Origin of the sequence: Vibrio sp. DW001, assembly GCF_029016285.1 — a bacterium.
Classification (GTDB): domain Bacteria; phylum Pseudomonadota; class Gammaproteobacteria; order Enterobacterales; family Vibrionaceae; genus Vibrio.
Genome location: NZ_CP091975.1, coordinates 607,722 through 633,789, shown reverse-complemented (window position 1 = coordinate 633,789; position 26,068 = coordinate 607,722). Strand labels below are relative to the sequence as shown.

The following is a 26,068-nucleotide window of genomic DNA, read 5'->3' as shown; positions in this document are numbered from 1 at the left end:
TAATTTAATAAGACACTCAACATTTTCCGTTATGGCATCTCGTCAAATTCTGCACCTTCTTTCTCAATTTGAGCTGGCATCAAGTGTTCACGCTGAATACCCAGTTTCAATGCTAGCGCCGAAGCCACATAGATTGAAGAGTATGTACCAACCGTGATACCTAATAGAAGTGCGAGTGCAAAGCCATGAATCATTGCCCCGCCCTGTGTAAACAGTGCGATAACAACAAACAGCGTGGTTGCAGATGTGATTAAAGTACGACTCAGTGTTTGAGTAATCGAGTTGTTCATCACTTCAATCGATTCGCCCTTACGCATCTTACGGAAGTTCTCACGTATTCGGTCAAATACAACAATCGTATCATTCAGCGAATACCCCACAACCGTCAACAATGCAGCGACAATGGTTAGGTCAACTTCAATCTCTAGCAGTGAGAAAATGCCTAGCGTAATAATGACATCATGTGTCAGTGCTAACACCGCACCGGCTGCAAGTCGCCATTCAAAACGCATAGAAACATAAAGCAAAATACAGATAAGCGACGCAATAATGGCTAAACCACCCGCTTCGGTTAGCTCATCGCCAACATTAGGCCCTACGAACTCGATACGGCGCATCTCTACTTGCTCACCAGTACCTAACTTAATCGTGTCCAGTATTTGGTTACCAAGCATTTCACCCGTCATATCTTCACGAGGACGAAGGCGTACCAAAACCTCACGTGCAGAACCAAAATTCTGAACCGTTGCATCACCGAAACCTTCAGCTTGTAACGCACCGCGAATCTGTTCTAGATTAGCAGGTTGCTCAAAACCGACTTCGATTAATGTACCGCCTGTAAAATCTAGGCCCCAATTCAACCATTTAGTTGAAAGCGCACCGATTGATGTCGCGATCATTAAGATTGATAAAACAAATGCAACTTTCGACCAACGCATAAAGTCGATCATTTTGTCTGATTTCATTATCTGAAACATAACTTTTCCTTAGATCGACAATTTCTTAATGCGCTTGCCACCATACATAAGGTTCACGACAGCGCGCGTACCAATAATGGCAGTAAACATTGAGGTCAAGATACCGATAGAGAGCGTAACTGCGAAACCTTTTATCGCGCCAGTACCTACTGCAAATAATATAATTGCAGTAATTAACGTCGTGATGTTCGCATCGGCAATCGTACTTAATGCATTTGAATAGCCTTGATGAATCGCCTGTTGCGGATTACGTCCATCCCGTAGCTCTTCACGTATACGTTCAAAAATCAGTACGTTCGCATCCACCGCCATACCAACGGTCAATACGATACCGGCAATACCCGGTAACGTCATCGTCGCGCCCGGTATCATCGACATTACACCAATAATCAAAATCAAGTTTGCATTCAATGCCATACAAGCGATTACACCAAACGTACGGTAATACACCAGAGTAAATAGCATTACTGCGATCATACCCCAGATACACGCCTGAATACCCATATCTATGTTTTGCTGACCCATTGATGGTCCAATGGTACGCTCTTCAACGATAGAGATTGGTGCAATCAAAGCACCGGCGCGAAGTAGCAACGCTAGGTTGTGTGCTTCTGCTTGTGAGTCGATACCCGTGATGCGGAAATTACGACCAAGAGCGGTTTGAATCGTCGCTTGGTTAATAACTTCTTCGTGCTTAGACAAAATAACTTTGCCTTCAGCATTCTTGCGACCACTGTCTTTATACTCTGCAAATATGGTTGCCATCAACTTGCCGACATTCTTTTTCGAGAATGCTGACATTTTGCTGCCACCTTCACTATCAAGTGAGATATTAACTTGAGGACGACCATATTCATCATTGCTTGAACTGGCGTCTGTAATACTCTCACCACCAAGAATAATGCGCTTTTTAAGCACAACTGGACGACCATCGCGATCGGTTTTAATCTCGCTACCCGCAGGCGCACGCCCACTGGCCGCCGCTGCTAAATCAGCTTTATCGTCCACTTCACGAAATTCAAGCGTTGCAGTTGCACCAAGAATTTCTTTGGCGCGTGCGGTATCTTGCACACCCGGTAATTCAACAACAATACGACTAGCGCCTTGGCGTTGAACAATCGGCTCAGATACACCAAGCTCATTTACACGATTACGAAGTATCGTGATGTTTTGCTCAACGGCATAATTGCGAACTTCTGCTAAGCGTGTTTCTAAAAATGTGGCTGTAAGAGAGAAATTGCCATTCGATTCAGAATCAACAAAACTCATATCCGCATGCAATGAAGAGAGAACTTGTTTTGCCTGAGCCAGTTGCTCTGCGTCACGAAGTACGACTTCTACCGCTTCTTTACCTTGCTTACGAATAGCACGATAACGAATTTTTTCTTCACGTAGTTCAGTACGGAAAGATTCCTCTTGCTGCTCGATTAATTTAACCATAGCTGCATCCATATCCACTTCCATTAGGAAGTGAACACCACCACGTAAATCCAAACCAAGTTTCATCGGTGTAGCACCGATAGAATCAAGCCAGTCAGGCGTAGCTGGAGCAAGGTTTAACGCAACAATAATATCTTCGCCTAGTGATTCGCTAACAAGATCGCGAGCACTAATTTGAGTATTTGTGTCGTTAAAACGAACAAGAATCGATCCATTCTCTAATACTATGGATTTATTTGATAAGCTCTTTTCATCAAGAGTTTTAGTGACAGCATCCAGCGTTGACATATCAACAGAGGCGCCACGCGCCCCTGTAATTTGAATAGCCGGATCTTCACCGTAGATATTTGGAAGGGCATATAGCGCACTGATAGCAATGGCAAACACGACCATCAGGTACTTCCACAAAGGATAACGGTTCAGCACAGTAAGGACCCTTTAGCTGAATTATAAAGACTTGAGCGTACCCTTTGGCAGCACTGCAGTAACGTAATCTTTCTTAATCGTTACTTCATTGTTGTCATTTAGGGCAATCACAAGATAATCATTGTCTTCAGAGATTTTGCTAATCTTACCAGCAAGACCACCACTAGTAAGCACTTCATCACCCTTGCCCATCGCTGACATTAGGTTTTTATGCTCTTTTGCACGCTTAGATTGCGGGCGGTAAATCATGAAGTAAAAAATGGCTGCAAACATGCCGAGCATGATTATCATCTCGAAACCACCACCGGGTGCCGCGCCTTCAGCTGCTGCGTGAGCCTGAGAAATGAATAAACTCATTCAAAAACGTCCTCTATTTTAAGGTTTTAATTGCTATAAGAAATTGGGGAGTAGTTTCCTTATTTCAAGGTCTACTCCAAAATATTGAGCTATTGTCGTTCGATTTCTATGTGTTGGCGACCTTAATTGCATCCCTGACACATAATAACCGTCTAATCAATGCTCTTATTTATTCAATGGCGGTACGTCTCGGTCTCGACGTGCGTAGAACTCTTCTACGAACTGTTCGAAACGCTCCTCGTCAATCGCCTTACGAATACTTGCCATCAGTCGCTGATAATAACGCAAATTATGGATAGTATTCAGTCTTGCACCTAAGATTTCGTTACAACGATCAAGATGATGCAAATACGACTTCGAATAATTCTGACAAGTGTAACAGTCACATTCTGAATCTAGTGATCCTGTATCCGTTTTATGTTTCGCATTACGGATCTTGATCACACCACCAGTAACAAATAGGTGGCCATTTCGGGCATTTCGAGTGGGCATAACACAATCAAACATGTCGATACCGCGACGAACACCTTCAACCAAGTCTTCTGGTTTACCCACTCCCATCAGATAACGGGGCTTATCTTCAGGAAGCTGAGGACATGTATGCTCAAGCACACGATGCATATCTGCTTTAGGCTCACCAACAGCCAAACCACCCACCGCATAGCCATCAAAGCCAATCTCGGTTAAGCCTTTTACAGAAACATCACGCAGGTCTTCAAATACACCACCTTGCACAATACCGAATAATGAATTCGGGTTTTCCTGCTTATCGAAGTGATCACGGCTACGTTGCGCCCAACGAAGTGACATCTCCATCGATTTTTTGGCTTCATCGTGGGTCGCTGGGTATGGCGTACACTCATCGAATATCATCACGATATCAGAGCCTAAGTCTTTTTGAATCTCCATAGACTTTTCAGCATCCATAAAGATCTTATCGCCGTTCACAGGGTTACGGAAATGCACACCTTCTTCGGTAATCTTACGGATATCACCAAGGCTAAATACTTGGAAACCGCCTGAGTCAGTGAGAATTGGGCCATGCCAATTCATGAAATCATGCAGATCACCATGCATTTTCATTACTTCCTGACCCGGACGTAACCAAAGGTGGAAGGTGTTACCCAATAGAATTTCTGCACCCGTACCTTTCACTTCTTCAGGTGTCATGCCTTTAACCGTACCATAAGTACCTACAGGCATAAACGCAGGTGTTTCAACCGTACCACGTTCAAATTGAAGTTGACCACGACGGGCATTGCCCTGTTTTTTAATTAGTTCGTATTTCACGAAACCTCCGATGTGCCAGAGAAACAGTCTGACTTATGTGTCGCTCCCTAACAGTAACGTTACTGTTAGGAGTAAAAATTAGATCTTTTTATTGATAAACATCGCATCGCCGTAGCTAAAGAAGCGATATTTTTCATTCACGGCATGCTCGTAGGCGGCCATTACATTGTCATATCCTGAAAACGCACTCACTAACATGATCAATGTCGACTCAGGTAAGTGGAAATTCGTGATAAGACAATCAATCAACTGATACTGGTAACCAGGATAGATAAAGATCTCTGTGTCATCGAAAAACGGAACCAATTCTGTCCCATTTTTAACAGCACTTTGTGCCGCGCTTTCTAGAGAGCGTACCGATGTGGTACCCACCGCAATCACTCGACCACCACGGGCTTTCGTTGCATTAACGGCATCAACGACTTGTTGAGAAACTTCGACATATTCTGCATGCATATGATGATCGAGAATATTATCAACCTTTACAGGCTGGAATGTGCCCGCACCAACATGTAATGTCACAAAGGCGAATTCAACACCTTTAGCTTGAATTTTTTCTAGCAGGTCATCATCAAAATGCAACCCAGCAGTTGGCGCAGCAACGGCTCCTGGTATTTCATTGTAAACCGTCTGATAGCGCTCTTTGTCTGCATCGTCGTCTGGACGATCAATATAAGGAGGAAGTGGCATATGACCCACTTCGTTCAATATCTCTAATACCGCTTTATCCGATTTAAATCGAATTTCAAACAACGCACCATGACGGGCAACCATCTCCGCCTCGAATTGGTCATTTTCACCAAGAAATAGTTCGGTTCCTGGTTTTGGCGACTTAGACGAGCGCACATGTGCCAAGATTGAATGCTCATCGATCATACGTTCAACGAGTACTTCTATCTTCCCGCCGCTAGCCTTACGGCCAAAAAGTCGAGCGGGTATGACGCGCGTATTGTTAAAAACTAACAAATCGCCTTCTTCAACGAGATCGAGGACATCTGTAAATGTACGATCCGTTACCTCACCAGAAATGCCGTTAAGTTGAAGCAATCGGCTTGCTGTACGCTCTGCCATAGGATAGCGAGCAATCAGTTCATTGGGCAGCTCAAAGCTGAAATCAGAAACTTGCATTGTGTTGTCTTTAACTCTATTTAACGAATAAATTTGCAGGAGCGTAGTATAGGGGGCATACCATTAATAGCAAGGTCTGCTAGCAATAAAGTGGACAAATACTCATCACCCATTCATCCCGCTTCTATCTCCTTAAAATATCATCAATTGTTGTTTTGTAAAAGTTTGTAACTGAGGCTAAGAATACTGCTTTGGCTCTCAGTTAATTCCTATAAACCCTCCTATAGTTAAGTCTATTCGTTCACTTTATAACGCCCCCTTTGGAGGTCGAGATGATCAAAATTGAAGACATGATGACTCGCAACCCTCACACGCTTTTGCGGTCCCATTCATTATCAGATGCAAAACATCTAATGGAAGAACACGATATTCGCCATATTCCCGTAGTGGATACCGAAAATAGGTTGCTTGGCGTTGTCACCCAAAGGGATGTATTGGCGGCACAAGAGTCTAGCCTACAAAAGATACCTGAAGACCAGTCTCATACCTTGACTACCCCTTTAGATATTGCAATGCGCAGAAACGTAATGAGTGTTGATCCTCATGCTGGCTTAAAAGAAAGTGCGGTTTATATGCAAAAGCACAAAGTCGGTTGTTTACCCGTTGTTTTTAATCAGGAACTAGTCGGTATTATTACTGATAGTGATTTTGTAACCATTGCCATTCACCTTCTTGAATTACAAGAAGAGATAGAACCAAATGACGATGAATTTACAGAATTAGAAACAGAAAAATATAACAACGAGTTTTGAGCTTGAGAAAGTGACAACAGACATCATTTATACAATACAAATAATGTCTGCCGTTGTGCGGCTTAACACCTATCATTTAGTAAAAAGAACCTTTTCACTGGAATGATAGGAAGTTTGAGGTGCTTGTTTTAACCGAACAGCATCACCTCTTCAAAGAAATGACGTCATTGAATAAAATATGACGAGACTCATCTCTAAAACAGTGAAACTATCGCGCTTTAAGCTTTAAGCGCATTGCGTGCAATACCGGTTCCGTATACCCACTTGGCTGTGCACATCCTTCGAAGACAAGTTCGCACGCTGCTGCAAAGGCAATATTCCCATCAAAATTGGGCGACATATTAATGTAATTGCCGTCACCCGCGTTTTGCTGGTCAACGATACCCGCCATTCTCTTCATGGTTTCCATCACTTGCTCTTTGCTGCATATTCCATGATGCAACCAATTAGCAATATGTTGGCTAGATATTCGCAATGTTGCGCGGTCTTCCATTAAGCCGACGTCATTGATATCCGGTACTTTAGAACACCCGACACCTTGGTCTATCCAGCGAACCACATAACCTAATATACCTTGGGTATTGTTATCCAACTCTTTTTGAATATCGTCCGCGGTCAGCTTTTGGTCCCCCAGTAGCGGAATCGTTAAAATATCATCAACACTCGCTTGCGTACGATGGCGTAACTCCTCTTGGCGACTAGGCACATTCACCTGATGATAATGCAAGGCATGCAATGTTGCGGCCGTTGGAGAAGGTACCCACGCTGTGTTCGCACCCGCTTGAGGATGACCAATCTTGGCGCCCATCATTTTGGCCATATTATCTGGCTCTGGCCACATGCCTTTACCTATCTGAGCCTTGCCCTTAAGACCGCACGCTAAACCTATATCCACATTTTGGTCTTCATACGCCCCGATCCAAGTCATGCTTTTTAACTGAACTTTTGGTGCAAATGGTCCAGCTTCCATACTGGTATGTATTTCATCACCGGTTCGATCCAAAAAGCCAGTATTAATAAAGACCACACGCTCTTTCGCTGCGCGGATGCACTCTTTCAGGTTAACGGATGTACGACGTTCCTCATCCATAATTCCAACCTTAATCGTATTACGATCTAAACCCAGAGCCTCTTCAATACGGCCAAACAGCTCCGTGGTAAACGCCACTTCTTCGGGGCCATGCATCTTAGGTTTAACGATGTTAATACTGTTTGCTGTTGAGTTTTGAAATGGGCTATTGCCTATTAAATCGTGCATGGCTATCAGTGAGGTGATCATGCCATCCATAATGCCCTCTGGTACCTCGTTACCTGCGGAATCCAGTATCGCAGGGCTTGTCATTAAGTGACCAACATTGCGTATAAACAGCATACTGCGGCCTTTCAACGAGATTTCACCCCCGTGCATATTAGTGTAGTAGCGATCTGCGCTCATTTTTCGCACGACAGTCTTACCATTTTTATCGAATGATTCTTGCAAATCGCCTTTCATTAAGCCAAGCCAGTTTTGATAGGCTAAGGCTTTATCTTCCCCATCAACCGCGGCGACAGAATCTTCGCAATCCATAATGGTGGTCAAAGCCGATTCAATAACAACATCTTTTACGCCTGCTGAATCTAACTGACCAATAGGTGTTGTTGGGTCGATTTGAATCTCTAGATGCAGATTATTATGCTTGAGTAGGATGGCCGTCGGCGCAGTGCTATCGCCCTGATAACCGATCAGTTGTGCGCTGTCCATCAACGTGACTTGCTCGCCGTTGCTCAAAGTGGCATTCAGCGTATTGCTAATCGTATAACAAATGGCATCGTGATGTGATGCCCCATTTAAAGGGATCGCACTATCTAAAAAATCTCGAGCGTATGTGACAACCTTAGCACCACGAACTGGGTTAAATTGCGTGCCTTTTTCAGCTCCGCTTTCTTCACTAATAACATCGGTACCGTAAAGAGCATCATACAGGCTCCCCCAACGAGAGTTAGCCGCGTTTAAAGCAAAGCGCGCATTCATAATCGGCACAACGAGCTGCGGACCTGCCTGTGTGGCAATTTCTGGTTCAACGTTACTTGTCAACACTTGGAAATCTTCACCTTCTACAACGAGGTAACCAATTTTTTGTAGAAAATGTTTATATTCAATAGGATCTAACGCCTTATCTGAACGCGCTTTGTGCCACTCGTTAATACGACGTTGTAGATCTTCTCGCTTAGCCAGTAACGCTCTATTTTTAGGCGCAAGGTCATCAAGAATCGCTTCAAACGATTGCCAAAAATCATCGGCATTAAGATCGGTACCAGGAATAATGTGTTGATTTACTAATGCGTAGAGGGTGCTATCAATCTGTAAGCCGCCCTGTTGAATGCGATTGCTCATAATATCTCTCTAGTTTTACCGATTATAGTATGTATTTTATACTAGAGAGAGGATGATAATTTAGATAATTTATAGTTTTTATATTCGGTATTTTTTACATGAATATAAGTATGTCTATTTATTGAGCAGTAATGCCACTTTCCAACTCACTGGCTACGTCCTTAATAAGACGACGCATCCACTGATGACCGGGATTACTTTGCAACAATGGACTCCATGCCATCTTTAGTTCAAACGGTGCTACAGGGAATGGAACTGGCTTAATCATCAACTTAGGATTATTCATCTGTAACTGGGCGGCTTTGGTTGGAATAGTTACAATCAGGTTGGTCTCTTCCGCTAGGAGAACGGCCGCTAAATAGTGCCGAGTAAATACCGTAATATTGCGCGTTTTCCCTAAACGAACTAATTCAGCGTCCACCCAACCTAACTTTTGAGAATCGCTAGGATTCACTCCTACTCCCGTCCCCATTCCTGTCTTGCTGATCCACACATGTTGCGCTTGAAGATAAACATCTAAATCAAATTGTTTTGCTGCTGGATTATCACAACTGAATAGGCAGGAGAAGGTGTCATGCCAGATATTGGTCTGATGGAACGATTGTGGAATATGGTCGAAACGGTTAATTACAATGTCTACTGTACCCTGTTCCACATCTTGGTAGCTCACGTCACTTGGTGTCATAATATCCAAACGAACTTTGGGCGCGACGGTACCTAATCGCTTCAATAGCGCTCGAATCAGAGTCGACTCAGTATAATCACTCGCCATAATACGAAACAACCGATCGCTATCTTCAGAGCAAAAATCGGCTGTCGGCTGCACCGCCTTTTCAACGTTCGCTAAAACATTCCTGATAATTGGCTGTAGCTTCTGAGCACGTTCCGTTGGCACCATTCCTTCGCTTGTTCTTATCAATAATGGATCACCAAATAGGTCACGCAGACGTTTAAGTCCATTGCTCATTGCTGGTTGTGTGATACCAAGTTGACTTGCAGAACGAGTAACATTTCGCTCTCGAAGCAGAACATCTAAATATACCAATAAGTTGAGATCGATTCTGGCCACATTCATATAATAAATACCGAATATAATAGCTATAAATTAGCTAAATCATCACATGAATGGTTAAACTTTGTCCATGCCTAACCGCTAGCAATCGACCAGTTTTTTGGTCTACATCTCAACTTCATGGAACGAGGAATACCTATGTCACAAATAAATAAAGACATTGACACAATCGGAGCTGCTAAAAATGCAGCTGGTGCCCCGTGGGATGCAATTAGTCCAGAATCTGCCGCTCGTATGCGTGCTCAAAACAAATTTAAAACGGGTTTAGATATCGCCCAATATACTGCAAACATTATGCGTGCTGATATGGCCGCTTATGATGATGATCACTCCAACTACACTCAGTCATTAGGTTGCTGGCACGGTTTTATCGGCCAACAAAAAATGATTTCTGTTAAGAAACATTTTGGTGGAAAGACAGATGGACGCTACCTTTACCTTTCCGGTTGGATGGTTGCTGCACTTCGTTCTGATTTTGGCCCTCTGCCTGACCAATCGATGCATGAAAAAACCTCGGTGGCTGGCCTAGTTGAAGAGCTGTACACATTTTTACGCCAAGCCGATGCGAGAGAGCTGGGCGGGTTATTCCGCGCTTTAGACAATGCCCGTGAATCTGGTGATACGGCAGCACAAGCATCAATTCAAGATCAAATCGATAACCATGTTACCCACGTTGTTCCGATTATTGCTGATATTGATGCAGGATTTGGTAACGCTGAAGCCACATACCTGATGGCTAAACAGATGATCGAAGCCGGTGCTTGTTGCTTACAAATAGAAAACCAAGTAGCGGACGAAAAACAGTGCGGTCACCAAGATGGCAAGGTGACGGTTCCTCATGCTGACTTCCATGCAAAACTTCGTGCACTCCGTTATGCATTCTTAGAGCTAGGTATTGATAACGGAATTATTGTCGCCCGTACCGACTCACAAGGTGCTGGTCTTACGAAAGAAATCGCCGTGGTTAAAGAGCCCGGTGACCAAGGTGACGTATATAACTCATATTTAGATGCTGAAGAGATCGATGTTGCAGAGATGGCTGAAGGCGATGTTTGCTTTAATCGTGATGGCAAACTGCTTCGTCCTAAGCGCCTTCCTTCAGGTTTGTATCAATTCCGCTCTGGAACGGGTGAAGATCGCTGTGTGTTTGACTGTATCGAAGCGATTAACGCAGGGGCTGATCTTCTGTGGATTGAAACAGAGAAACCACACATCGGCCAGATCAAAGAGATGATGGACGGTGTTCGCGCGGTTCACCCTAATGCTAAGCTTGTTTATAACAACTCGCCTTCTTTCAACTGGACGCTTAATTTCCGTCAACAGGCCTATGATGCCATGGTAGAAGCAGGAGAAGATGTCTCTGCTTACCATAGAGACAGCTTGATGAGTGTTGAATACGATGAAACGGAATTATCTATTCGTGCCGATGATAAGATCCGTTCTTTCCAAGCTGATGCATCTCGCGATGCAGGTATCTTCCACCATTTGATTACCCTACCAACCTACCATACCGCGGCGTTGTCTACCGACAACCTAGCCAAAGAGTACTTTGGTGACCAAGGAATGTTGGGTTACGTTAAAGGCGTACAACGTAAAGAGATCCGCCAAGGTATCGCCTGTGTTAAACATCAAAACATGTCAGGCTCTGATTTGGGTGATGATCACAAAGAGTACTTCGCTGGTGAAAATGCACTTAAAGCCGGTGGTGCTTTGAACACTTCTAACCAGTTTAACTAACCCCTAGCGAAGTCCGCCATCCCTCTAATGGATGGCGGTACTCAACGCCGATATGAGGATGCCTAAAATGACTCGAATTCCAACTCACCTTCAGGATGCAAAACAATTACTCACGTCTGATGGTTTTGAAACGAATGATGTTTGGTACCACGGCACCTCTTCAGCTCTGCTCACTTCAATTCAGGAACAAGGATTAAAGCGTTCAGGAGATAAAGCGTTGAACCAAGCCGCCGTCAGTACCATGGCGACCATTGGTAATCGCTATACAGAATCGCAAGAACCGATTTTCTTAACTCAAAGTAAAGAGCTAGCCTATTATTGGGCCGAGCAAGCCGTTCGAAACCGCACGGTACGCTTTGAAGGAAAGGAAGACCCCATAGTATTAGCGATAAACTTATCGGAAAAACAACGTGTTAATGTGAAACCTGATGTAGGAGCTGCCAGTTTATTATTAATGGAAACTGGCGAGCATTTTATGGCGCATCTAGCAATAATCTATGAGCGTTGTGGTCTCGATGCACCCGACATTGATCTTATGAAAGCCGACCGTATGGCGTTTCTAAATAAATTGGGAATGGCCTATATCGACCAAGACGTTAGCCTTGCTTGCGTTGAGGTATTACCAAACTAAATAGAACGACTAGGTAATTTAGAACTAGCGCGTAACTGACCACGTAAGATTTCAGCATTGGAAGGCCAAGCCCAACTTCCAATGCTTTTTTATTTCTTACGGCGATGAAAATAGCGGCGATACCAAGCTAAGAAAATCCGGGTTCAGTTAATCTTCCAGATAGGTATTACATAAGTTCAGAAACCACCTCTGCTAATTTTTCAAACGTCTCGTAACGCGAGGAACTTGGTCTCCAAACAAGACCGATATCTCGGTAGGCCTGTTGACCGGGGGGATCGACAACAATCAAATTTTGGTTTTCTAATAATCCATGTTCGATCGCCATCTGTGGGATAAATGTTGTCCCTAGCCCATTAGCGACCATCTGCACCAACGTATGTAAACTTGTGGCAGTGAATGGATTAATCTTATCTTTGTCCGTTAATTTACAGGCTGAAACCGCGTGCTCCGTTAAGCAGTGTTCATTTTCTAATAAAAACACGGATTCGTTTGGCAGTTCGTCATATTTTATCGGAACTCGAATCCCATCGGCCTGATTACGACTAATCACCATCCTGAAAGGATCCTGCCCAACAACCTTGCTGTGCATATTTCCAATATCGACTGGTAGAGCCAAAATTAATACGTCCATCTGGCCATGTTTCAATGCCTCCAGTAAATTTGTCGTGGTATCTTCTCTTAGCAGAAGGTTCAGTTGCGGAAATCGTTGATTCACTTCTTGGACTAAATCGCACAGAAGAAAAGGAGCGATTGTCGGAATACAGCCCACTCTAAGTTGACCCTGCATTGTTCCACCTTGGCAGAGTTTACCCAACTCGATGAGGTCCTGCCCTTTAGCCAGTAATTCTTTGCCATGAGTCACAACCAGTTCGCCAGCCTGTGTAAATACAAGCGGACTTTTTTTATCTTTTTTCTCATAAAGAGGACAGCCAATCATCTCTTCAAGGTTTTGTATTCCTTTGCTTAGAGTAGATTGACTCACAAAACATTTTTCTGCGGCATGACTGAAATGCCGTGTTTCATGTAGTGTGACGATATAGTGCAGTTGTTTTAGACTGGGCCATTTATTCATATTATCTATCCGTGCCAACCATTTTATTTACTGTTTAGTTTCTCAATAAGACGCAAATCAACCTAATCGCTTTTTTCGATTAAATCAATCTATTTAATTCGCTTTTTTAGATGCTCAGTTATGTACTATAGTTTGCTTGTAGAAACACAAACTCAAACCAAATGGTTTGAAGAAAATACTTAATTAGGAGCAAGAAAATGGTACTAGTAGGACGTCAAGCCCCAGATTTTACTTCTGCAGCTGTTTTAGGTAACGGCGAAATCGTTGATAACTTCAACTTCGCAGAATTCACTAAAGGTAAAAAGGCGGTAGTATTCTTTTACCCACTAGATTTTACTTTTGTTTGTCCATCAGAGCTCATTGCTTTTGACAAACGCTTCCAAGACTTCCAAGACAAGGGTGTTGAGGTTATCGGCGTTTCTATCGATTCTCAGTTCTCTCACAACGCATGGCGTAACACCGCTATCGCAGATGGCGGTATCGGTAAAGTTCAATACCCACTCGCTGCTGACGTTAAGCACGAAATCTGCCAAGCATACGGTATCGAGCACCCAGAAGCTGGTGTTGCTTTCCGCGCCTCTTTCTTAATTGATGATGAAGGTGTTGTTCGTCACCAAGTCGTTAACGATCTTCCACTAGGTCGTAACATCGACGAAATGCTACGCATGGTTGATGCACTAAACTTCCACCTAAAACATGGCGAAGTTTGCCCTGCACAATGGGAAGAAGGTAAAGCAGGTATGGACGCAACTCCAACTGGCGTTGCAGCATTCCTAGCTGAGCACGAAGACGATTTAAACAAGTAATTACTGTTAAGCCTGTCCTCAACACAGGTTTATGGTTGGACAAAATATAAAAGCGTAAAACGCACGCCAATCAGTTATAAAGTAATCATCAGCCTAAGATCAAAGCCCAAGCGAAAGCTTGGGCTTTTTATTTGATTATTTGCCCTTTTCACGATTCTAGTATTATACCAATCTAAAAAGTTATCTAATCAAGAATAATATGCGGGATGTAACGTGATAAGTCTTGAGTCACTCTTGAGACATCTTCTCGAATAGACATACCTGCGGGCTTATCATTTATCAGCCAACTGCCTATCAAGGTGTAGTTATCACCAAATTTTGGTAGTGGATGGTATGCTTGATAAATAACACCTTCTTCTCCATAGGGACCATCCGTCTGCAGTGTTTTTTTTCCTTTCTCTACAATGGATATATTGGCACCTTCACGAGCGAAAAGCGGTTTAATAACATAATCACCTAGGGTGCTTATCTTCTTATCGTCGGGGAAAAAAGAAGGAATTAAATTTGGATGATTAGGAAACATTTTCCAAAGCAAAGGCAATAATGCCTTGTTGCTAATAATGGATTTCCACATAGGTTCAAGCCAGTTAACCTTTGCTTCTTGTAAATTCCCCGCGTACTGCTCTCTAAACATAAACTCCCACGGATAGAGCTTGAACATCCAGCGAACGGCTTGGTCATTGAGATCAACAAACTCTTTTTTGTTGTTAAGACCAATATCTTCAGTAAAAACAAAAGACGTAGATAAACCAGCCTCTAGAGCACAATCTTCAATGTATTGAACGGTACCACGATCTTCGACGCTATCCTTGCAACAACTGAAATGTAGTGTTTGCCCTGGCTGCTGTATAGCAATTTCTTGAAAGCGTTCTATCAGTAACTCTTGCAGAAGATTAAATTGGTCTGCATCACGGCGTATCTGAGAGCTATTCACCATGTCTTCTAACCATAACCACTGCCAAAAACCTGTTTCGTAGAGTGACGTAGGCGTGTCAGCATTGTTTTCATATAATTTTGCCGCCCCTTTTCCATCATAGGCAAAATCGAGTCGCGAATATAATGACGACTCTTTTTGCTTCCATGATGTCAGTACGTTTTCCCACATCGGTTCTGGTATTTGAAATTTTCGTAACCAATAATCATCCCCAACTACTTTATCCACCACCTGTAAGCACATTTGGTGGATCTCTTCTGTTGGGTCTTCAATATCTTTTTCTATTTGCTCAAGGGTAAACTGATAGTAAGCCGACTCGTCCCAATAAGGGTTTTCATACACCGAATGAAAACCAAAGCCGTACTCTTTTGCCAGCGCTTTCCAATGCCTTCTTTCTTTCGCGTCGACCCTCAACATGGCTTAACCACCCCAACTTTTACTTGATGATGATTTGCTACTTCCCCAGCTAGATTTAGCAGAAACAGTTGAACCAAAACCACCTCTAGACATGGTTTTAGTTGCCGTAGGTTTCGGCTTCATCTGATCTCGTCCGACCTTTACTGTCGATTTCTTATAACGACTGGAGCCGTAATCTTGACCATCAGAGCTAACCCAGCGGTCATGAAAAATACTACCTGGGTAACGCGAGGAATACATAGGTTGCGAGTAATATGGTCGATTATTCGTCATCATGCGGGCAAACATAAAGCCCGTCATTGCGGGCATAAACCAGTTAGAGCGCGGAGCTTGTACACAAGCATTCGCACCAAACTCTTGAGTACACTCATTTTCAGTATTGTACTTTGGCCCCGTACGACCTGCCTCTTCCAACGCGTACTCATAGGCAGCCTTACATTGCTCGGCAAAATCTGGATTATCGCCAGAGCAATCATCGACACCTTGGTAGATAGTGGCATCTTCAGTATCACCACACCCTGCTAGCATCGCAGAAACAACGGCAACCGAAAGAGAATTTTGTGCAAATGGACGCCATGATTTTCGCATTCGTTGCAAAGATACTTGTTTGGTTTTTTTCATCCTCACAATCTCCTTATCAGTAAGTCATACATGCTGCGTTCAACAATCCAACCGAAACTGACGTTGCGGCCATCACTATACCAGCAGGAATCTCACCATTTTCTATTCGCTCGACAACCTTGGGCATAAAGGTAAAACGAACTAAGAAGAAAGCCACGATTTGCGCTAGAAATGCAACCACGCCCCAAACAGCAAAATCAACAATATTCACTGAATTACTTGCCGCGCCCGAAATGGCCAAACTATAACCAAGTATAGATCCAGCAAGTGCTACCGCCGCTGAAATGTTCTTTCCATCTTTAATCAATGCCCATTCATCGTAAGGAGTAAACCGGACGTAAACCACCTTGAAGAGTAGTAAAAATGCCAAGGAGAGAGAAAAATAGAGCAAAAATGCCCCTACATTCCCAATGGAGTCTATTAGTAATTGCATGCTAATCCCTTAAATAATTATTGTTTAATAATCTTGTCATTACCATCAACCAATAATTTTAAAATCAGTTGGTGACACATCAATACTGGTGCTAAAAACAACACTTCGTTGTGTTTGATTGTTTTCCATTTTCTCTTCTGCGATGATCTGTAACCCTTCAAACAGTTCTGAGTTAATTTCTCTTTCGTAAACCATCGCAAATTGATCTGTTTCGGTCACACTGCCATCTTCAAACCATGTTTTTTCCGTCATCGCAACTGGGCGTTCATTGTCCCAAGCTTTGTAAAACGTGTATTCATCAAGTTTTTTATTTGGTAAAACCAACTCGGTGGCAAGCCAATGTTCCCACTGCTTATCACTGTCTACCGGTTTTGTTTCATAAAAATAAACCAGTTTCACTTCCGATACATCGGCGTCTGTTTTACCGTTTTGTAGCACCTGAAAGTAGCCATCGTCATCAGTATAGAATCGTAACAACCTCGTTTGACCATCTAATTTTACTTCCCCAACTGCTTTAATAAGCTGAGTTCGAGCGGCACCTTCTATTGTCAGATACTCTTCTATTAAGCGAAACTTGAGGTCGTCTAACTCTATAGCACCACCTAGTCGCATCCCTAGAACTTCAGGAGCACTAAGCGGCTCAGGTTGTTGTTCTTTCTTTTTAAACCAATCAAACATGTTCGCTCCTATTAAGGCCAGTTAACATCTGAAATTCGCTCATCTGAGATATAGAAAAGAGTCATACCTTCTGCTATCTCGGTTTTTAGGTTTGGATTAATTTTCAGGCCATTGCCATTATCAACGGCAATTAATATGGCATCATGTTTCTGTTTGAAAGAGTGGAATAAGGTTTCAAACAACGTTGTTGAATGATTTGAAGGATAAATAACAGAATATTGAGTCATGCCTGTCGTGGTGCTCAACAACTCTTGATGAAGAGAGCTAGAACCAGGATCAACCGCAGATTTAGCCAGCATTTCAACCGATACCGAAGGGATACATTCGATATTTGGACAATGCTTCTTGAGAAGATTACTCAATTCCTCGTTATTAAAATACGCCAAAATATGTGCATTTGAGTTTTGACCGCTCACAAAAAGTGCCGCACTCAACGTAACGTCATCTTCGGGCGTATCAATTATAATACAGCTCGCTTCAGCTATCCCTGCTCGAGCCATTTCTAGACTGTCTACGTAACTTGGAACTGAGACAAACTCGATAACACCTGGGAGTGGGTTTTCTATCTCCGCACAGGCGCATAATACGATAGCGCGATTCTTTTTTTCTTCATGCAATAGCATGTCTAACATATTTAATGTACGTTTCTCGTTCCAACCGAGCACCAATATATGATTCTTCATTTTAAGGCTCCGCTTCCCCATGATTCCTTTACGCCAAGATTCCACAAGAAGACTTGCCACTTGCCCTACAACGATTGCAAATAGACCAAGTCCCACTGGAATAATAAATAACGACGTTACCCATTTTCCGATATCAGTAGCAGGCGAAAAATCACCATACCCCACAGTGGAAGCCGTCACGACCAAGTAGTAAATAAATACACTGAATGAATTCGTAAGATCAGACTCGCCAACGAGACGAAGTAGCAACCAACTTATTGAAATATAACCTATAAGTAAGAAAACAAGGTTTCTTCCGGTTAAATGACCTAAGTGACGAACCGTCCATTGGCGCATCGCCAGCCATAACGACATATTCGTTCCCTCTTTTCAAAAGACCACGATCTAAATGGACGGCGCTAAACCACCCATCTAAACAAGTCTGTATAAATCAATGAAAGCACCTTGCGATGCTTTCATTTTTACTCTGTTTTTTATTTACCCAGAATTCGAGCTAACTCATCTTCTGCTGATGATTGGCCTGAGGTGATCCCAGCGTCTGCTAATTTCTTATCTAGAGAGCTACCAGACGCTACGTCTGCTATTTCTGCCGCGGCTTCAAGCTGCGCCGATCTCTCTTCCTGACGCTTTTTGATCCGATCTAACGATTCCACAGCGGTATGCATTTTTGCATTCGCACCCACATTTGTCGCAGAAACCGCGGACTGCGCTTTCTGTACGGCTTCATTCGCTTTCACAACATCGACCTGTTGCTCGAGTTGACGAAGCTTATCTTTTGCTTGAGCGATATTTGTACTCATGCTCTGTGCAGATGATTTAAATTGCTCTAAATACACGTTTTCTGCTTCTTTTTCATTTCTCAAGTTAGCGACTTTTTGAGCGCACTCAAGAGCAAGTTCTTGTTGGCTTTTTTCCATCGCTACACGAGTATGATTTTCATATTCAGCGATGCTTTTATCAAACGCATTGACTTTGTTTTGTGACATTTTACGCTTTGCAATAATACTCACTAGCGCCTCATCAGAACGGCGTAATTCTGTTTTCGCCTCTCTGATTTCTTGGTCTAAGATACGCAAGGCTTGATTGTCAGCAACGGATTCAGCTGCTTCATTTGCGCCACCCTTTACCGCTGAGAATAGTTTTTTCCAAACACTCATTGTCCACTCTCCACTAAAAACTCTTGATATAATTCGATAAATGCTTCGACATTACGAAACAAGGTTGCCACTTCTATAATAACACTTTCTAATTTTGACTGAGACGAAAGCGAACCAAACGCAACATAATACTCATCGCCGTCAATCTCATTGATGCCTATCGTTGTTAACGGGAACATCTTATGGGTTTTCAGCACATAATCGTTAAGATCTTGTGAGTTCTTTACTTGATCTTTACTAAATAGAAGAACCTCTACAAGGATCTGCTCACCGGATATGGCAAGAAAAGCGTCAATGTTGTCTTCATTGGTTATGACTAATGTATTTTCATTTTCTTTAACTACCCAACCTTCATGCTCTTTAAGAGCTGAGATTAGATCTGGAGATTGACAAATCATAGTTCCACCGTATCTATTAAGAAAAACCGTATGTTATTGAAATAAAGTATATATTTTTTAACGCAGTAAATCACAGTCTACGCATTGAAATTCACCCTGTCCATAGCATAGTGTTACTGCCTGTGTCATTCAAAACAGTCTACTAATTTATTAAATAACATCCAACGTGCATTAACCCTCTCAATTTCATTTAGCAAAACTTTTTCTTTTTCTGATAGTTGCTAACATTATGGCAACCCGAGGAGATCTTGTATGGCAAAAACTGATAAAAAAGTATACGAAAAAGAGCTGGAAAAACTTCAAGTTGAACTGGTTAAACTTCAAAGCTGGGTAAAACAAGAAGGTCTTAAAGTCGTCGTTATTTTTGAAGGTCGTGATGCAGCAGGTAAAGGTGGCGTCATTAAGCGAATAACAGAGAAGCTTAATCCTCGTATCTGTCGCGTGGCTGCACTCCCCGCCCCGACGGAAAAAGAAAAAACACAGTGGTATTTTCAGCGCTATGTCACTCACCTACCAGCCGCTGGTGAAATCGTTCTCTTTGATCGTAGTTGGTACAACCGCGCCGGCGTTGAAAAGGTCATGGGCTTTTGCGATGACGACCAATACCAAGAGTTTTTACGTTCCTGTCCAGAATTTGAACGTATGCTAACCCGTTCAGGCATTATTCTTCTTAAATACTGGTTCTCTGTTTCCGATGAAGAACAAGAAAAACGCTTCCTAGAAAGAATCCAGACGCCCATCAAACGTTGGAAGTTTAGCCCAATGGATCTTGAATCTCGTAGCCGCTGGGCGGAATATTCTGAAGCGAAAGATAAGATGTTCAATTACACCGACACCAAACAATGTCCTTGGTGGGTAGTTGAATCAGATGATAAAAAACGTGCACGACTCAATTGTATTAGTCACCTATTATCGAGTATCGAATACCATGACATAGAGTTTCCTGAAATTACGCTGCCCAACATTAACAAAGATGGCTACATAAGAGCGCCGATTGAGGAACAATCTTATGTACCTGAATATTTGGAAAAGTAGGTATTCTCACGTCACTATGACAAAAGAAGGACTATTTGATGTGCTCATCAATATCATCTTCATCCAGATGACGCACATCTTTGCCTTTCACAAAATAGATGATGTATTCGCAGATATTCTGACAGCGGTCGCCCACACGTTCGATAGCCCTTGCTGACCACATGACTTGCAAAATACTCGGGATATTTTTCGGGTTTTCCATCATGTTCTTAGTAAGCTGCTCTATCACCGCTCGATACTCAGTGTCCAGCTGATTATCAAGCTTGTATACCTCTGCTGCGGCATCGATATCCATTCGAGCAAACGCGTCAAGGACTTGATGTAACATCGCAATAGCCTGACGGCTTAATGTCTCTAAAGAGACATGGTAATTTTTATGTTTTGTTGAAGGTGTTTCCAATGCAACACGTGCAATCCTAGTCGCGACATCACCAATACGCTCGAGATCCGTTATCGTTTTAATTATTGCCATCACTAAACGTAAATCCTTCGCCGTTGGTTGACGCTTAGCAATGATCAACGTACAGGCCTCATCAATAGAGACCTCCATTGCATTCACTTTGTGGTCATCACGAACCACCTGTTGTGCAAGCTCCATATCTTCTTTGTTTAGTGCCTGCATTGAGAATGAAAGCTGCTGCTCAACCAGTCCACCCATGGTCAACACATGGGTTCGGATGGATTCGAGTTCTACATTAAACTGTCCGGATATATGACGACCAAAATGCATTTTTTGCCTATTAAATTAACGGTGGTATCAATTCGACTCAATAACGGTACAAATGAAACCTGTTCGATGGAACAAGCACAGATTACCCGTATCGGCCGGTTATATAATCCTCGGTACGTTTTTTTGTAGGCGAGGTAAATATTGAATCTGTGTCGTTGTATTCGATGAGCTTTCCTAGGTGGATAAACGCAGTATGGTCGCTTACCCTTGCCGCTTGCTGCATGTTGTGAGTGACGATGACTACGGTGTACTTCGTTTTCAGTTCATTGACCAGCTCTTCAATAGTCAATGTCGATATCGGATCGAGGGCAGAGGTTGGTTCATCGAGTAACAGCACTTCCGGTTCGATCGCGATGGCTCTCGCAATAACTAATCTTTGTTGTTGACCACCTGAAAGGCCAAATGCATTTTCATGTAGCCTATCTTTCACTTCATCCCACAGCGCCGCGGCTCGTAGTGACTGCTCTACTGCATCATCCAATGTTCGCGCAGTTTTAATCCCTTTGAGTCGAAGACCATAAACTACGTTTTCGTAGATAGACTTTGGGAAAGGGTTTGGCCTTTGGAATACCATGCCAACGCGACGTCGTAGTGTGGCTACATCGACATCTTCTTGATAAACATTCTTACCATGTAAATAAACTCGGCCATCCACACGACACCCTTCCACCAAGTCATTCATTCGATTAATACAACGCAATAATGTGGATTTCCCACAACCTGACGGACCGATAAAAGCGGTCACCTTGCCTTTCGGAATTCGCATTGAGACGTCCGTAAGCGCCTGACCATTTTTATAATGCAGGTTGAGGTTTTCTATCGCGATAGCCGTATCTTTATCGGCTAGGTTTTGCACATCTAAAGGTGATTCATAACCCAGTGTTGAACTAACTGAAAACATGATTAATCTTGTCCTAATGCACGATATTTTTCTCGCAAATTATTGCGAATATTTATAGCCGTTAAGTTTAAGCCCACCACCACCATTACCAACAGGAAGGAAGTGGCATAAACTAACGGCCTTGCGGCTTCTATATTTGGCGTCTGAAAACCTACATCGTATATATGATAACCAAGGTGCATGAATTTACGTTCAAGATGCACATACGGATAATGGCTATCAACGGGCAAGCTCGGTGCCAACTTGGCAACACCGACCAACATAAGGGGAGCCACCTCTCCCGCCGCACGTGCTACTGCTAGGATTAATCCCGTAATAATTGCAGGGCTAGCCATTGGCAAAACAATACGCCACAATGTTTCAAACTGTGTCGCCCCAAGTGCATAAGAACCATCTCTAACTGAAGAAGGAATACGACCTAAGCCTTCCTCCGTAGAGACAATCACCACAGGTAGAGTGAGCAAAGCTAAGGTTAATGCAGACCAAAGTATCCCTGGCGTACCAAATGTTGGTGTCGGCAGTTTATCTGCATAAAAAAGCTCATCTATAGAGCCACCTATAGTATAAACAAAAAAGCCGAGCCCAAAAACACCATATACAATGGAGGGCACACCAGCAAGATTGATCACCGCAACTCGAATCGTTCGGGTAAGCGCATTGTTTTCGGCATATTCGTGTAGATAAACGGCCGCTAACACCCCTAAAGGAGTCACAATAATCGACATCATTAGAACCAAGAATACAGTACCAAATATGGCAGGGAAGACCCCCCCTTCTGAGTTGGCTTCCCTTGGATCATCTAACAGAAATTTTTTGGCTTGCTTAGTCCAATGAAAAAACTGCTCCAAATACGTCATATCGTTAGGATACCAAGCATCCAGAATATCAATAAGAGGGATCTGATGAACACCACCCGACATCTCCTCTACTATCAGGTATTCACTTCTCAGTTTGGAACGAAGTTGAGCGAGTTTCGCTTCCGCCTCTGAGATAAGCGATTCTAATGCCTTTTTCTTCTCGTCGTATTCATCTAAGTAAAGCGTCGTTAGTTCACCTTCAAATTCTGCTTTTCTTTTCTTAAGCCGTATCTGACTTAGTTCCCAACCAATCTCCCGCACTTCTACATTTAAAATACGATCAATTTCAATACGAATTGAATTACCAAAGTCGACACCATATTTGAGATGAGATTTTACATTCGTAGTATATCGACCATTCTCGGTGACATACGCGAGTGGCTTACCAAAAAAAGAGCCGTTTTGAGTGCGTTCTAATACCACCCAATCTTGGGGATATTCAGGCTCGGACAAATTCGGTTTCAATACGGATATAAAATCGAGTGGGTAAAGCTCTCTATTTGCAACCTTGATACTAAGTTGTTCAACACTACCCGCTTCAATCACCTCTTTTGGTAGGCTCTCTTGCCTGTGAGACAAGCGAGAAACCGGAATAGTTGCACGCTGATAAACCTGCCCCGCAATTTTGTTACCGTTCTCATCTGTCCACACAGATAACGGCATAGGCCAAAAATAAACAAGGCCTTTCCAACCAATCAGTAATAGTAGGCCGAAAACAGATACCAGACTAACGCTGACTGCTCCTCCTGTAAGCCAAATCCAAGGCTTTCCTGATTTTATCCATTGAAAAAACACGTATTAATTCATTCCTAAAATTTGTAGCTCTTTAAAATTAACCAATAGAGCGCCTATTGTTCCCCAGTAACAACACTTTAATATGAGACGACCACTTTAGGCTCAACCTACATTGAACTGTATTTATCCTTAAGTCTTTGTCTAACCAATTCGGCGAGCGAGTTTACAGCGAAAGTAAATATAAATAGGATCAGCGCTGCCAAAAATAGAACTCTATAGTGCGTATCACCCACTTCCGTTTCTGGCATTTCAACCGCTATTGTCGCAGATAGACTTCGCATACCTTCAAAGATACTAAAGTCCATGATTGGTGTATTACCCGTAGCCATAAGAACAATCATGGTTTCACCTACCGCTCGGCCTAACCCTATCATTATCGCCGAAAATATACCGGGGCTTGCGGTTAGTAAAACAACATAAAGCAATGTTTGCCATTGAGTGGCACCTAACGCCAATGAGCCGTCGGAAAGGTGTTTCGGCACAGAAAAAATGGCATCTTCGGCGATGGTGAATATGGTCGGGATTACTGCAAATCCCATTGCGATACCAACCACCAGAGCATTTCGTTGATCGTAGCTAATACCGTTATCCGCAAGAAAAACTCGAACATCCCCATCAAATAACCAACGCTCAATGTCCACGGAGTAATGGATACTGGTGTAACCAACAATCAATATAACAGGAATAAGGATCACCACATGCCAACCGATAGGCAGCCGACTCATTATCACTTTGGGGATCATCGCCCACAACAGGCTCATCAAAATAGCCGATACAGGCAGCATAATGAGCATCAAAACCACGCCCGTTAAATAGGACTCGACGATTGGTGCTAACCATAACCCAGCCAAGAAACCAATAATAACGGTTGGCAGTGCTTCCATAATTTCTATCGATGGTTTAACAATCTTTCGCATCGATGAGGACATGAAATACGCCGTATAGACCGCACCAAACACCGCAAGAGGCACAGAAAACAACATGGCATAGAAGGTCGCTTTAAGGGTTCCAAATGCAATGGGGACTAAGCTAAATTTCGCTTCAAAATCGTCACTGGCAGAGGTCGATTGCCACACATATTGAGGTTCAGGATAGCTTTCATACCAAACCTCTCTCCAGATGGAAGAGAAGGTGACCTCTGGGTGAGCATTTTTTAATTCATGGATATGTAGCTTTTTATTATCAAGCGCAATGAGATAGCTTTCATTGTTCGACATAGCAACTATGTTGGGCAGTTGCGGATAGATTTTCCCTGAAAATAGCTGATTTTCGCTGGTCGAATAAAAGCTCTGCATTAAGCCATTCTCTGTAAAGCTGTAAAAACCCTTGCGATAGGTATCCGTCAATAGAAATTGATTACCTTCGCTCAATGGAAACTCTCGAATTTTAGTCAGTACCCTTTCACCGCTTTTGAGCACATCAAACCACTGTGAAATCGTATTGTCTTGGTGCGTGACAAGAATAGAGTACGCACCTGAGAGTAGATTGATCTGCTTGACGGATTTTTCTGCCCTACCACGAGACAAATCGACAAACTCACGAGCATTGAATCGATTTTTCGTAAGCTGGGCAATCATCAAACCCTCTTCCGATAAAAGGAATAGATGTTTACCATCTGGAGATAGGTTCAGTTGATCGATACGATCAGGAAATGCAGGTAAGTCTAACGGCTCTATTTGCCAGGTTGGTTCATCGGCCTCTGTTCGACTTGTTTGGCTAACTCGAACCGCATTAACATCACCAGAGGCAGACACCGCAACAAACGTGCCTATCCCATCTTGAATAGAAAATGCGAATTGCGCTATGGCGTCTTTTTGCTCATCGATAAGAATAGAATTCCCATCATTAAAAACCTTTAGATCTGGTGTCAGTACGCGTCCATCATTTGTAAAAGACACATTAAAGCCGGGCTTTACTGCCAGCACTTCGCCATTATCATTTGCATAAGCATACCAACCTTGCGACTGAGCACTCTTTGCAAATGCGGTTGGATTTTCAAGAATCGCTGTCGTCAGTAATGTTTTGGCTTCTCCTTGCTCGAACCCAACATAGACCAACTGCCCTACCTCATCGAATACGAACGCATTTTCGCCGTAATCCCCAACACCAATACCTATCGCGTTGTTCTGTTGTTGATAACTGTAGTCAGCTAATGGGTTTACTTCGGCGCGCGAGAATATCGGCAAAACCATCGATACGAGGTAGAAAAAGATAAGCAATATAGCTGCAAGGATACCAATACCACCACTCTTCACGACAAAACGAGCTAAGCGATCTTTTAAGTACCTCACCCTATCTCGTTCGTTTAAAGAAAATTCGGCGTTTGCCATGGTGAAATTAATCCTTTTTATCAGCGCATCAATAATA

The 26,068-nt window shown here is 42.9% G+C and carries 24 protein-coding genes; 5 read left to right on the top strand and 19 right to left on the bottom strand.

The genetic code is table 11. The features are described 5' to 3' along the window. Positions 1 to 29: 29 nt before the first annotated feature. From secF to queA, 5 genes are all read right to left on the bottom strand, one after another. Positions 30 to 977 carry a protein translocase subunit SecF gene (gene secF, locus L3V77_RS03065; RefSeq protein WP_275135675.1) on the bottom strand — a complete coding sequence of 316 codons (948 nt, stop codon included), beginning with the start codon at positions 975 to 977 and terminating at the stop codon, positions 30 to 32. Positions 978 to 986: 9 nt separating this feature from the next. Beyond that, a complete protein-coding gene (gene secD, locus L3V77_RS03060; protein ID WP_275135674.1) occupies positions 987 to 2,843 on the bottom strand; it encodes a protein translocase subunit SecD in 1,857 nt (618 codons plus the stop codon). 21 nt (positions 2,844 to 2,864) lie between these two features. Then, positions 2,865 to 3,200 (bottom strand): preprotein translocase subunit YajC, encoded by a 336-nt coding sequence (yajC, locus tag L3V77_RS03055; RefSeq protein ID WP_195702334.1) that lies wholly within the window; start codon positions 3,198 to 3,200, stop codon positions 2,865 to 2,867. 165 nt (positions 3,201 to 3,365) lie between these two features. Beyond that, positions 3,366 to 4,490, bottom strand: a complete 1,125-nt coding sequence (tgt, locus tag L3V77_RS03050; protein WP_275135673.1) for a tRNA guanosine(34) transglycosylase Tgt — start codon at positions 4,488 to 4,490, stop codon at positions 3,366 to 3,368. A gap of 78 nt (positions 4,491 to 4,568) precedes the next feature. Beyond that, the gene (gene queA / locus L3V77_RS03045; RefSeq protein WP_275135672.1) at positions 4,569 to 5,618 is read right to left on the bottom strand and encodes a tRNA preQ1(34) S-adenosylmethionine ribosyltransferase-isomerase QueA; all 1,050 of its coding nucleotides are present in this window, start codon (positions 5,616 to 5,618) and stop codon (positions 4,569 to 4,571) included. A gap of 272 nt (positions 5,619 to 5,890) precedes the next feature. Between queA and L3V77_RS03040 the strand changes: the two genes are divergently transcribed. Continuing rightward, positions 5,891 to 6,370, top strand: a complete 480-nt coding sequence (locus tag L3V77_RS03040) for a CBS domain-containing protein (RefSeq protein WP_275135671.1) — start codon at positions 5,891 to 5,893, stop codon at positions 6,368 to 6,370. A gap of 208 nt (positions 6,371 to 6,578) precedes the next feature. Here the strand turns inward: L3V77_RS03040 and L3V77_RS03035 are convergent, their stop codons facing one another. Next, positions 6,579 to 8,744 carry a malate synthase G gene (locus L3V77_RS03035; RefSeq protein WP_275135670.1) on the bottom strand — a complete coding sequence of 722 codons (2,166 nt, stop codon included), beginning with the start codon at positions 8,742 to 8,744 and terminating at the stop codon, positions 6,579 to 6,581. Positions 8,745 to 8,862: 118 nt separating this feature from the next. Continuing rightward, a complete protein-coding gene (locus L3V77_RS03030) occupies positions 8,863 to 9,819 on the bottom strand; it encodes a LysR family transcriptional regulator (RefSeq protein WP_275135669.1) in 957 nt (318 codons plus the stop codon). A gap of 135 nt (positions 9,820 to 9,954) precedes the next feature. Here L3V77_RS03030 and L3V77_RS03025 point away from each other — a divergent pair, with 135 nt between their 5' ends. After that, positions 9,955 to 11,553, top strand: coding sequence for an isocitrate lyase (locus tag L3V77_RS03025; protein WP_275135668.1), 1,599 nt, complete (start codon positions 9,955 to 9,957; stop codon positions 11,551 to 11,553). Between the two features lie 52 nt (positions 11,554 to 11,605). Next, positions 11,606 to 12,184, top strand: a complete 579-nt coding sequence (locus L3V77_RS03020) for a hypothetical protein (protein WP_275135667.1) — start codon at positions 11,606 to 11,608, stop codon at positions 12,182 to 12,184. A 166-nt stretch (positions 12,185 to 12,350) separates the two neighbouring features. Here the strand turns inward: L3V77_RS03020 and L3V77_RS03015 are convergent, their stop codons facing one another. Next, entirely contained in the window at positions 12,351 to 13,256 is a 906-nt protein-coding gene (locus L3V77_RS03015; protein WP_275135666.1) for a hydrogen peroxide-inducible genes activator, read from the bottom strand. A 197-nt stretch (positions 13,257 to 13,453) separates the two neighbouring features. On the opposite strand from L3V77_RS03015, the gene L3V77_RS03010 reads away from it, so the two are divergent. Continuing rightward, the gene (locus tag L3V77_RS03010; protein WP_195702325.1) at positions 13,454 to 14,062 is read left to right on the top strand and encodes a peroxiredoxin C; all 609 of its coding nucleotides are present in this window, start codon (positions 13,454 to 13,456) and stop codon (positions 14,060 to 14,062) included. A gap of 184 nt (positions 14,063 to 14,246) precedes the next feature. On the opposite strand, the gene L3V77_RS03005 is transcribed toward L3V77_RS03010, so the two are convergent. The 7 genes from L3V77_RS03005 to L3V77_RS02975 form a co-directional block, all read right to left on the bottom strand. Then, a complete protein-coding gene (locus L3V77_RS03005; RefSeq protein ID WP_275135665.1) occupies positions 14,247 to 15,413 on the bottom strand; it encodes a glutathionylspermidine synthase family protein in 1,167 nt (388 codons plus the stop codon). A gap of 3 nt (positions 15,414 to 15,416) precedes the next feature. Continuing rightward, entirely contained in the window at positions 15,417 to 16,034 is a 618-nt protein-coding gene (locus L3V77_RS03000) for a DUF1190 domain-containing protein (protein WP_275135664.1), read from the bottom strand. A 16-nt stretch (positions 16,035 to 16,050) separates the two neighbouring features. Next, entirely contained in the window at positions 16,051 to 16,467 is a 417-nt protein-coding gene (locus tag L3V77_RS02995) for a DUF350 domain-containing protein (RefSeq protein ID WP_275135663.1), read from the bottom strand. Between the two features lie 45 nt (positions 16,468 to 16,512). Next, the gene (locus L3V77_RS02990) at positions 16,513 to 17,145 is read right to left on the bottom strand and encodes a YjfK family protein (RefSeq protein WP_275135662.1); all 633 of its coding nucleotides are present in this window, start codon (positions 17,143 to 17,145) and stop codon (positions 16,513 to 16,515) included. A gap of 11 nt (positions 17,146 to 17,156) precedes the next feature. Continuing rightward, positions 17,157 to 18,182 carry an ion channel gene (locus L3V77_RS02985; protein WP_275135661.1) on the bottom strand — a complete coding sequence of 342 codons (1,026 nt, stop codon included), beginning with the start codon at positions 18,180 to 18,182 and terminating at the stop codon, positions 17,157 to 17,159. Between the two features lie 119 nt (positions 18,183 to 18,301). Next, positions 18,302 to 18,985, bottom strand: a complete 684-nt coding sequence (locus L3V77_RS02980; RefSeq protein ID WP_275135660.1) for a PspA/IM30 family protein — start codon at positions 18,983 to 18,985, stop codon at positions 18,302 to 18,304. Then, a complete protein-coding gene (locus L3V77_RS02975; protein ID WP_275135659.1) occupies positions 18,982 to 19,383 on the bottom strand; it encodes a DUF2170 family protein in 402 nt (133 codons plus the stop codon). The genes L3V77_RS02980 and L3V77_RS02975 overlap by 4 nt, the downstream gene beginning before the upstream one ends. Positions 19,384 to 19,635: 252 nt before the next feature. Between L3V77_RS02975 and ppk2 the strand changes: the two genes are divergently transcribed. Then, a complete protein-coding gene (ppk2, locus tag L3V77_RS02970) occupies positions 19,636 to 20,418 on the top strand; it encodes a polyphosphate kinase 2 (RefSeq protein ID WP_275135658.1) in 783 nt (260 codons plus the stop codon). 31 nt (positions 20,419 to 20,449) lie between these two features. On the opposite strand, the gene phoU is transcribed toward ppk2, so the two are convergent. From phoU to L3V77_RS02950, 4 genes are all read right to left on the bottom strand, one after another. Further along, positions 20,450 to 21,148: a phosphate signaling complex protein PhoU gene (gene phoU, locus L3V77_RS02965; RefSeq protein WP_195702316.1), complete on the bottom strand. Its 699-nt coding sequence runs from the start codon at positions 21,146 to 21,148 to the stop codon at positions 20,450 to 20,452. Positions 21,149 to 21,230: 82 nt separating this feature from the next. After that, positions 21,231 to 22,049 (bottom strand): phosphate ABC transporter ATP-binding protein PstB, encoded by an 819-nt coding sequence (gene pstB / locus L3V77_RS02960; RefSeq protein WP_195702315.1) that lies wholly within the window; start codon positions 22,047 to 22,049, stop codon positions 21,231 to 21,233. A 2-nt stretch (positions 22,050 to 22,051) separates the two neighbouring features. Further along, on the bottom strand, positions 22,052 to 23,701 hold the full coding sequence (pstA, locus tag L3V77_RS02955) for a phosphate ABC transporter permease PstA (protein ID WP_275135657.1): 1,650 nt from the start codon (positions 23,699 to 23,701) through the stop codon (positions 22,052 to 22,054). 107 nt (positions 23,702 to 23,808) lie between these two features. After that, positions 23,809 to 26,031 (bottom strand): ABC transporter permease subunit, encoded by a 2,223-nt coding sequence (locus tag L3V77_RS02950; protein ID WP_275135656.1) that lies wholly within the window; start codon positions 26,029 to 26,031, stop codon positions 23,809 to 23,811. Positions 26,032 to 26,068: the final 37 nt, after the last annotated feature.